The 9,359-nt window shown below is 48.7% G+C and carries 10 protein-coding genes; all 10 read left to right on the plus strand.

The window, feature by feature from the left end; translation table 11 throughout:
• Window positions 1-79 precede the first annotated feature (79 nt).
• The 10 genes from KKE17_07120 (at window position 80) to KKE17_07165 (ending at window position 9,265) form a co-directional block, all read left to right on the plus strand.
• Window positions 80-1,120, plus strand: coding sequence for a histone deacetylase (locus tag KKE17_07120; GenBank protein ID MBU1709758.1), 1,041 nt, complete (start codon window positions 80-82; stop codon window positions 1,118-1,120).
• A 63-nt stretch (window positions 1,121-1,183) separates the two neighbouring features.
• Window positions 1,184-2,245, plus strand: coding sequence for a response regulator (locus tag KKE17_07125; GenBank protein MBU1709759.1), 1,062 nt, complete (start codon window positions 1,184-1,186; stop codon window positions 2,243-2,245).
• 116 nt (window positions 2,246-2,361) lie between these two features.
• Window positions 2,362-2,646, plus strand: coding sequence for an Asp-tRNA(Asn)/Glu-tRNA(Gln) amidotransferase subunit GatC (gatC, locus tag KKE17_07130; protein ID MBU1709760.1), 285 nt, complete (start codon window positions 2,362-2,364; stop codon window positions 2,644-2,646).
• A gap of 194 nt (window positions 2,647-2,840) precedes the next feature.
• A complete protein-coding gene (gene gatA / locus KKE17_07135; GenBank protein MBU1709761.1) occupies window positions 2,841-4,298 on the plus strand; it encodes an Asp-tRNA(Asn)/Glu-tRNA(Gln) amidotransferase subunit GatA in 1,458 nt (485 codons plus the stop codon).
• Window positions 4,299-4,310: 12 nt separating this feature from the next.
• Window positions 4,311-5,402 (plus strand): histidinol-phosphate transaminase, encoded by a 1,092-nt coding sequence (locus KKE17_07140; protein ID MBU1709762.1) that lies wholly within the window; start codon window positions 4,311-4,313, stop codon window positions 5,400-5,402.
• A 205-nt stretch (window positions 5,403-5,607) separates the two neighbouring features.
• On the plus strand, window positions 5,608-6,306 hold the full coding sequence (cmk, locus tag KKE17_07145) for a (d)CMP kinase (GenBank protein MBU1709763.1): 699 nt from the start codon (window positions 5,608-5,610) through the stop codon (window positions 6,304-6,306).
• A gap of 21 nt (window positions 6,307-6,327) precedes the next feature.
• Complete coding sequence (locus KKE17_07150) at window positions 6,328-6,678, plus strand: PilZ domain-containing protein (GenBank protein MBU1709764.1); 351 nt, start codon at window positions 6,328-6,330, stop codon at window positions 6,676-6,678.
• Window positions 6,679-6,681: 3 nt separating this feature from the next.
• Window positions 6,682-7,686: a hypothetical protein gene (locus tag KKE17_07155; GenBank protein ID MBU1709765.1), complete on the plus strand. Its 1,005-nt coding sequence runs from the start codon at window positions 6,682-6,684 to the stop codon at window positions 7,684-7,686.
• The gene (locus KKE17_07160; GenBank protein MBU1709766.1) at window positions 7,661-8,257 is read left to right on the plus strand and encodes an ATP-binding protein; all 597 of its coding nucleotides are present in this window, start codon (window positions 7,661-7,663) and stop codon (window positions 8,255-8,257) included. The genes KKE17_07155 and KKE17_07160 overlap by 26 nt, the downstream gene beginning before the upstream one ends.
• Before the next feature lie 75 nt (window positions 8,258-8,332).
• Window positions 8,333-9,265: a carbohydrate kinase family protein gene (locus KKE17_07165; protein MBU1709767.1), complete on the plus strand. Its 933-nt coding sequence runs from the start codon at window positions 8,333-8,335 to the stop codon at window positions 9,263-9,265.
• Window positions 9,266-9,359 lie beyond the last annotated feature (94 nt).

Consider the following 9,359-nt stretch of genomic DNA (forward strand, 5'->3'; position numbering starts at 1 on the left):
TGCGCGCTCACTTTAATGTATTATTTGGAATAATAAGATCAATTTCCTGGCAAATACTTATTAATAGGCATCATTCCCGATGAAGAAAACAGCAATATTTAAGGATCCGATTTTTCTTGAGCATGATCCCGGCTTTACCCATGTTGAAAGACCAGACCGGTTGGAAGTGATATATGATGAACTTCATAAACCCGCGTATAAGGACAGGTTTCTTTATCCGTCCTTTGAGCCGGCAAGTTACGAAATTCTGAAATATAACCATACGCCGGCGCTTATTGAAAGAATAGCCAAAACATCGGGTAAAACCTTTGACAGCCTTGATCCGGACACCCAGACATCGCCCCGGTCCTATGAGGCGGCATGTATGGCGGCAGGCGCCTGTGTCAAAGGCGTTGAGATGATTTTTGCCGGGGAGATCGATAACGGTTTTGCCCTGGTGCGACCTCCCGGGCATCATGCCGAAGCTGACCAGGCCATGGGATTTTGTCTGTTTAACAATATTGCGATTGCAGCCCATTATGCCTTGAATAATTTAAAGGCTCAGCGGGTGGTGATTATGGACTGGGACCTGCACCACGGAAACGGCACCCAGCATTCTTTTTATGATACAGACCAGGTGCTTTACATATCAACACATCAGTATCCTTATTATCCCGGGACCGGTGCCATCAGTGAGTTCGGCAGAGGCAAGGGGCAAGGATATACCCTCAATATCCCCTTGTCCGGAGGACAGGGAGACGGCGCCTATGTGCAGATATTCGATCAAATCGTTGCTCCGGTGATCAGGCAGTATAACCCGGACCTCATTCTGGTCTCAGCAGGTTTTGACACATATATCGAGGATCCCCTTGGCGGTATGGCGGTTACCGCAAAGGGGTTCGGGTGCCTCGGCCGCATCCTCATTGATCTGGCGAATGAGTGTTGTGACGGGCGGATATTATTTGTTCTGGAAGGCGGATATAACCTTCAGGGGCTCCGCGATGGAGTGGCGGCCGTTCTCAACGAATTGTCAGGGACCGGTTCTGCTGACAAAACATTGAATCCGCTTCGCAACAATATGGCCTCTTTGCCGGGTCTCGAGCACGTCAGAAAGTTTGCAAAAGACTTCTGGATATTGTAAAATTTTTTTTTGTGCATGTTGATGCAAGTCTAATTGATGACCTGGGTCATTTAAGGGAAATTCATGTTTGCTAAAAGTAAGATACTGATTGCCGACGACGACAGCCTTGTAAGGGAAGCAGTGGCAAAAGTGCTTGAGATGTTCGGCCACGAAGTTATAACCGTGACCAGCGGCGAAGAGGCGGTTGTTGCAGTGACAAGTGCTTTTGATGTTATTCTTTTAGATATCAATATGCCGGGCATGGACGGTTTCGAAACCATGGAAGCCATCAAGGATAAAGAGCCTGATATTCCTGTCTTGTTTATCACCGGGGCCGGGAGCGTTGAGTACGCAATAAAGGCAATCAACCTTGGCGCCTACGATTTTATCTCAAAGCCCATTGAAGATCTTGACCTTTTCAATGTCAAAATCAAGCGAGCCATTGAAAAGAGGATGTATGTCCTGAGCGAGAAGACGTACAAGGAAAATCTTGAAGTCGAGATAAAGAATAAAACTAAAGAGCTTGCCGAAAAAAATGCCCTCCTTGAGCAGTATAGTCAAGACCTTGAAGAATCCTCGGTTAATACAATTATCACGCTGCAGACAGCCCTTGAGGAAAAGGATCAGTATACTGCGGGTCATACCAGAAGAGTGACGGAATATTCCCTGATGATTGCCAGGGCGAAACAGCTTTCACCAATAGACCTGCAGGTGCTGGAAAGGGCTTGTCAGCTTCACGATATCGGCAAGCTGGTCATTGATGCCAGCTGTATCCAAAAGCCTGGCCCCCTGAATGAAGAGGAATGGGAACGGATCAAGAAGCACCCGGAAATTGGTGAGAATATTTTAAAGCCCATGGTGTTTCTGAAGCGGGAGGCGGAGATTGTCCGGCATCACCATGAAAGGCTTGACGGCAAGGGTTATCCCGATGGACTGAAGGGTGATGAGCTTGGAGAACTCGCCAGGATTATCACGGTGGCGGACAGTTACGATGCCATGACCTCGAAGAGAAGTTATAAGAAGAACATGTCCATGCAGGAAGCGGCAGATGAGTTACGCAAAAATGCCAACACCCAATTTGATCCGGAAAATGTCGAGATATTCGTAAGCCTGTTAATGGATCGGAAAAAGGTCTCCCATTTGTAATGAAAGGGAGCACAGGTTGAGTGATGTCTTGTTTTTTGATTCTTGAACAGTTGATTCACTCGCTCAAAGGCAGATACTGGATTATCGCCGACAATAAATTGCAAACGGTACGATGAATGAAGATTACACAAGATGAAGTCAGCTATGTTGCAAAGCTTGCACGGCTGGATCTTACTCCGGAAGAAGTTGAGGTTATGGCTGGACAGATGGATAGAATACTGGGGTATATTGATAAGTTGAACAATCTTGACACCCAGGGAGTTCAGCCCACCACCCATACAATATCCATAAATAATGCTTTCAGAACAGATACGGTGAGGCAATCTCTTGCCCAGAAGGACGCCTTAGCCAACGCCCCGCTGCAAAATGGCGAGGCTTTTATTGTGCCACGGGTGATTTGATCGTATTCCATTGTTCCGGTAGTGTAAGAATGATTTGATAGGGTACGGACCTCCATTACGAGGTCCGTTCTTTTATGTGACAAGGGCTTTATCGAAAATGTATTATGTGGTTTAATTGCATTCAGTCAGTCATTGCAGTATGAAGAATTCCCCTGACTGACAGTAAATAACAGCAGCGGCAAAGGCTTTACAAAATGGAACTTTACGGAAAATCAATTTCAGAACTCAGCGGTCTTCTCAGAAGCAGAGAAGTAAAGGCAGTTGAGGTCGTTCAATCAGTTATAGACCGCATTGATCAGGTGGAAAAAAATGTGGGTGCATATATCACTCTGGACCAGGAAAACGCCATGCGCCAGGCGGAAGGCGCCGACGACCTCCTTGCTCATGGCGGTGGCGGCGCTCTATGCGGTATCCCTGTTTCCGTGAAGGATGTGTTGTGCACCAAGGGGCTCAAGACAACCTGCGGCTCGAAGATACTTGAGTCTTTTGTACCCCCCTATGATGCCACCGTGGTAAAGAAGTTGAAGGAGGCTGGTGCGATTATCATGGGAAAAGCCAGCATGGATGAATTCGCCATGGGGTCATCCAATGAGAACTGCGCTTATGGAACGCCCAAAAATCCCTGGAATCTTGAACATGTTTGCGGCGGGTCAAGCGGCGGCTCTGCAGCCTCTGTTGCCGCCCGGGAATGCATCGCTTCAATCGGCTCTGATACCGGCGGTTCCATCCGGCAACCGGCATCGTTTTGCGGCGTGGTGGGGATGAAGCCCACCTATGGAAGAGTATCGCGATTCGGTCTGATCGCCTATGCCTCATCTTTGGACCAACTCGGGCCTTTTGCCGGCAGTGTTTCTGATTGTGCAACCATGATGAATGTGATCTGCGGTTATGACAATAATGATTCCACCTCAGTTGAGACGACAGTTCCTGATTACCATCTGGCGCTTTGCGAAGGACTGAAAGGATTGAGGATCGGTATTCCAGGGGAGTATTTTTCACAGGGGCTTGATCCGGAGGTGGAAAAAACCGTGCGTGCCGGGATTGAAGCCTTGAAGGAAGCCGGCGCTGAAACAGTTGATGTTTCCCTTCCCCATACCGAATACGGGGTTGCAGCGTATTATATAATCGCTTCGGCTGAGGCCAGTTCGAATCTGGCCCGCTTTGACGGTGTGCGGTACGGATTCAGGGATCAGGGGCCTGACGAGCTTATGGAGATGTACAGGAAAACCCGTTCCAGGGGATTCGGCGACGAGGTGAAACGCAGGATTATCATCGGCACCTACGCCCTTTCATCAGGGTATTACGATGCTTACTATAAAAAAGCCTCCCAGGTCCGCACCTTGATTGTTGAAGATTATAAAAAGGCGTTTGAGGCATGTGATGTGCTTGTTTCCCCGGTTTCCCCCATTCCCGCCTGGCGACTGGGCGAGAAGCTTGACGATCCGTTGAGCATGTATCTGGCGGATATCCTGACTATCCCGACCAATCTTGCCGGGATTCCCGGGATGTCGGTGCCCTGCGGATTCAATCGGGCTGGCCTGCCCATCGGCATGCAGCTGCAGGCGGCGCATTTTGAAGAGGAAAAATTATTTCGAGCCGCGTATAATCTTGAAAAACAAATGAATATTTCCGGGATGAAACCCGCAATATAGAAAGGACCACCAGTGAAAATCAAAATTGCTGAAAACATACAAAATCTCATACCCTATCCTCCTGGAAAACCCCTTGAGGAGCTTGAAAGAGAGCTTGGAATTACCGGGTCCATCAAGCTCGCCTCCAACGAAAATGCCCTGGGCCCTTCACCAAAGGCGGTTGCCGCAATCTCTGCGGCGCTCCAGAAACTGCATCTCTATCCTGACGGCAGCAGTCATTATCTGACCCAGCGACTTGCTGAAAAACTCGGGGTCAGACCTGAGCAGATCGTTTTCGGCAACGGTTCCAATGAAATCATCGGTCTGCTGCTGACCACCTTCATGGCCCGCGGCGAAGAGGTGGTAACCAGCCATCCGACCTTTCTGGTGTACCAGAAAAAGGTCCAGGCCAGAGGCGGGGTCAATAAGGTTGTACCTTTGAAGGATATGAAGCACGATCTGGACGGCATGCTTGCGGCGGTGACCGACAAGACCCGGGTGATTTTTCTTGATAACCCGAATAACCCCACCGGCACGGTTTTTACCAAAGAGGAGTTCGATGGTTTTCTCCGGCAGGTTCCGGACGGAATAATCGTTGTGCTTGATGAAGCGTATGTCGATTTCGTCGATCCCGCGGTTCGACTTGACTCCAGGCAATATCTGGGCGGCGACAAACCTTTTGTGGCGTTAAGAACTTTTTCCAAGGCTTATGGATTGGCGGGCCTGCGCGTTGGGTACGGAATCATGCAGGCGGAAATCGCCGACTACCTGCACCGGGTGCGTCAGCCGTTTAATATCAATCTGCTCGCCCAGATCGGCGCCCTTGCGGCCATTGACGACGATGATCATTATCAGAAAACTATTCAGATGACCGCCGACGGCATGGCCTGGCTTTTTGGGGAGCTTGAAAAACTTGGTTGCCGGACTTTTCATTCCGAAACCAATTTTTTTCTCGTTGAGGTTGGCAAAGGGAAAGATATCTACGAGAGATTGCTGAAAAAAGGTGTGATCGTCCGCCCCATGGATGCTTACGGGTATCCCGATTATATCCGTATTACCGTAGGTCTTCCCGTAGAAAATCAGCGATTCATAAAGGAACTTGCCGTGATTCTCAAAGAGAGGTAACTATTCAACAGCACCCCATGACGGAGTCGCGCTACGCTTGCTTACCTGCGCACGATCAGGCCGTCTCGCATACCGATGTATATGGCCGGCCTGCTCGAAGTCTGCGCTTATCTGTACACATCTGAAGCATTGCTGGATAGTTACGATTTGGTGGTTATAATTATTTTTGGGCATCTACTGAATTGTTCCAAAGAGAGGAATAAAGATGGTTGAAGAATGCAGAGGACCGATGATAACCATTGACGGTCCTTCCGGGGCAGGGAAAAGTACGATAAGCCGGATGCTTGCATCCAGACTTGGGTACACGTATCTTGATACCGGCGCCATGTACAGGGCGGTGGGGCTCAAGATCAACCGTTTGGGGATTGACCTTGCCGACACCCGGGCAATGGAGGAGATGTTTGAAAATCTCGATTTGTCCCTTGCTCCCGGTGGGGTTCACACTAAGGTCCTTCTTGGGCAGGAGGATGTCTCCGAGGCGATCAGGACTCCGGAAATGGGCATGGTTGCGTCACGGGTTTCAGCGGAGAAGATTGTCCGGGAAAAACTCACCGAACTGCAGCGGCAAATCGGCGGCCGGGGCTGTGTTGTTGCCGAAGGCAGAGATATGGGAACGGTTGTCTTCCCCGGGGCGGCGTGTAAATTTTATCTGGACGCAACTCCGGAGGAACGGGCGGGAAGAAGACAGGACCAACTTCGGGAAATGGGTCAGGATGTCTCTTTTGATGAGATACTGGCACAGATAATAAAGCGCGATCATGATGACAGCGCGCGGGCGCTTGCACCATTGAAGCCGGCAGATGATGCAATAATCGTTGATTCTTCGAATATGAATGCAGACGAAGTCGTTGCTTTCATGCTAGAATATGTTCAAAATGCAAAACAGGAAATTCATTCCCGATAACCTTGGCAGGGAGAGAGTGATATGGCTGAAGAAGATAGAGGTTTGAAGCGACGGCATCTGATATTTTATCTTGAAGTGTATGATGAAAATACAAATGAACTTCTCGGACATGTCGTGGATCTCACGACCCGCGGCATCAAGCTGGTCAGTAAATTGCCCATTCCGGTGGGCAGTGTCCACAAGTTGCGCATGGAGCTGCCGGAAGGGTATTTTGAAGAAAAAACCCTGCATTTTGAAGCGAAATGCCTCTGGTCGACAAATGATGTCAATCCGGATTTTTTTGATGCCGGATTTGAATTGACAAAAGGACTTGACAGGATGACCCGCGACATCCTTCTGGGTCTGATTGACCAACTCGGGTTTAACGACTAGTACATGGCGCATGTAGAGCATCCTGCTTTTGTCCGGTATTTACTGAAGCCTGATTCATACCCTCATCCTGTCTCCGAAGTCAGGCTGGTCCAAACCCATATTTCCTTTGTCTTTCTGGCAGGGGAATATGTCTACAAATTCAAGAAACCAGTTGATTACGGCTTTCTCGATTTTTCCAACCTGGAAAAACGTAAATTTTTCTGTGAGCAGGAACTCAGGCTCAACAGGCGATTATGCCCGACCATCTATCTGGATGTGATGTCGGTCAGTGAACAAAACAATGAATTATCGATAAACGGCCCGGGCAGGATTATTGAATACGGCGTGAAAATGCGACGTATGCCGGAACAGGGAATGCTCGGAAATATCATTAAGTCGGGCGGACTGACAAAAAAAATAATCGACGATATTATTAAAATTCTGGTGCCGTTTTATGCCGGGGCCGTCTCAACTGAGACCCATTTCGGTGGCCGCGAAAAAGTGCGGGAAAAAGTGCTCGGCAATCTTGATGGGGTGCGACCTTTTATCGGCGAGGCCATGGATAAAAAACAGTTTGTTGAGATTTTTTCCTTTTGTGAGGATTTTCTTGTGGAGGAAGGGTTGTTTGATTCGCGTATTGCTGCGGGAAGGGTACGGGAGTGTCACGGGGATTTGTATTCAGCGAATATTTGTGTTGCTGACCAGGTTTACATTTTTGATTGTATCGAATTTAATCCGATGTTTCGCAACTGCGATGTGGCAAGTGATATAGCCTTTCTTGCCATGGACCTTGATTTTTACGGGTTAAACGGGTTGTCGGATTATTTCGTGGAGCGTTTTGTGTCCGAGTCCGGTGACCCCGGGCTTTTGCAGATGCTCAGTTTTTATAAATGTTACAGGGCCTCTGTTCGTGGCAAGATCGGCCTGCTTACCGCCCATGAACCGGAAGTGGACAGGGAGATCAGGGATCAATCCCTGATTATGGCTGGAAAATATTTTGACCTTGCCTGCCGCTATGCAGCAGAATAATCAATCCATTCTCTATATTTTCTTCGGACTCATTGCCAGCGGCAAAAGCATTCTTGCCAAAGCCTGGGCAGATGTTCATGAAATCCCCTGTTACAACTCCGATATCATCAGAAAGGAACTTGCCGGAATCATGCCGGCTGATCGCTCCGGAGATTCGCTTGATCATGGTATTTATTCAAAGGAATATTCCGAGCGCACTTACGACGCATTGTTGCAAAAGGCTGAAGTGCACCTGAACTGCAATGAAGCCGTTGTGCTTGATGCGACCTATGCATCCAGAGAAAAGCGAATGAAGGCCCGTGATCTTGCAGCACGATATTCGGTGCCGATGGTCTTTGTGCTCTGCCAATGTTCCGAAGCTGAGACCAGAAGGCGTCTTGAGAAACGCGCCAAGGATCCGCAGGCCGTATCCGATGGCAACTGGGAAACCTATCAGACCATGAAACAGCGGTTCGAGCCGCCTGATGAATTGTCTCAGGCTGAGTGTATTTTCATGTCGACGGAAGCGGCCCCGGAAGAGCTGGTTGATATTCTGCAGGAAAAGCTTAAAAAATCCGTTGTCGATGAATGAGTTACGAGCTATGTTGAAAAGCTCTTTTTGATGAAAGTTAATTATTACTCAGAGAATTATGGAGATAAATAACCAATGAAGGCTTTGATCTGCGGTTCCTTTGCATATGACACCATCATGGTGTTTCAGGATAAATTCAAAAATCATATTCTGCCGGATAAAGTGCATATCCTGAATGTCAGTTTCATGGTCCCGGAAATGCGCCGTGAGTTCGGTGGCTGCGCCGGAAATATCGCTTACAATCTTAATCTTCTTGGCGGTAAAGCGTTGCCCATGGGAACGGTGGGAGATGATTTCGGTCCGTATGCCCAGTGGATGGATAAGTACGGGGTCAACAGAGAATATGTCACCGAGATTGAGGGCACTTATACTGCCCAGGCCTTTGTGACAACAGATATGGATGACAACCAGATTACCGCTTTTCATCCGGGGGCCATGAGCTCTTCGCATGTAAACAAGGTGACCGCCGTCCCGGATGTGGCAATCGGCATTATTTCTCCGGACGGCAAACAGGGGATGATCGAACATGCCCAGCAATTTGTCTTGGCCGGCATTCCTTTTATCTTTGATCCGGGTCAGGGATTGCCCATGTTTGACGGCAAGGAGCTGGTTCAGTTTATCGAGCAGGCCGACTGGTTGACGGTAAATGACTATGAATGGCAGTTGATCGTGGAAAGAACCGGACTCAATGAACATCAGATAGCCGAGCGGGTTAAGGCCCTGATTGTCACTCGTGGAGCAGAAGGGTCGATTATTGCCACCGGCACCAAGAGGATCAATATTCCGGTTGCCAGGACCTCGGATTTACAGGACCCAACGGGTTGCGGTGACGCCTATCGGGCCGGATTGTTATATGGATTGACCCATGATCTGGACTGGGAGACCACCGGCAGGCTGGCTGCCCTGATGGGTGCGATTAAAATTGAGCAGAACGGAACCCAGAACCATTATCTTGAAAAGGATGAAATCGCCCAGCGGTTTAAAGATAATTTCGGATATGATTATTAGACCCTTTTCGCAGTAGATCGATAAATAACGTTGGGGTTGTGAGCAGCTTCAATGATTTCAGGAATGGATTTGAGTTGTAAAGGGTCTTATACCC

This window comes from Pseudomonadota bacterium (assembly GCA_018823135.1).
GTDB lineage: Bacteria > Desulfobacterota > Desulfobulbia > Desulfobulbales > CALZHT01 > JAHJJF01.

Bases quoted from the DNA above. Each gene is read 5' to 3' on its own strand.
- gatA (MBU1709761.1), top strand. From the start codon at position 2,841: ATGGAACTTTACGGAAAATCAATTTCAGAACTCAGCGGTCTTCTCAGA.
- KKE17_07155 (MBU1709765.1), top strand. From the start codon at position 6,682: ATGGCGCATGTAGAGCATCCTGCTTTTGTCCGGTATTTACTGAAGCCT.
- cmk (MBU1709763.1), top strand. From the start codon at position 5,608: ATGGTTGAAGAATGCAGAGGACCGATGATAACCATTGACGGTCCTTCC.
- gatC (MBU1709760.1), top strand. From the start codon at position 2,362: ATGAAGATTACACAAGATGAAGTCAGCTATGTTGCAAAGCTTGCACGG.
- KKE17_07150 (MBU1709764.1), top strand. From the start codon at position 6,328: ATGGCTGAAGAAGATAGAGGTTTGAAGCGACGGCATCTGATATTTTAT.
- KKE17_07165 (MBU1709767.1), top strand. From the start codon at position 8,333: ATGAAGGCTTTGATCTGCGGTTCCTTTGCATATGACACCATCATGGTG.
- KKE17_07125 (MBU1709759.1), top strand. From the start codon at position 1,184: ATGTTTGCTAAAAGTAAGATACTGATTGCCGACGACGACAGCCTTGTA.
- KKE17_07120 (MBU1709758.1), top strand. From the start codon at position 80: ATGAAGAAAACAGCAATATTTAAGGATCCGATTTTTCTTGAGCATGAT.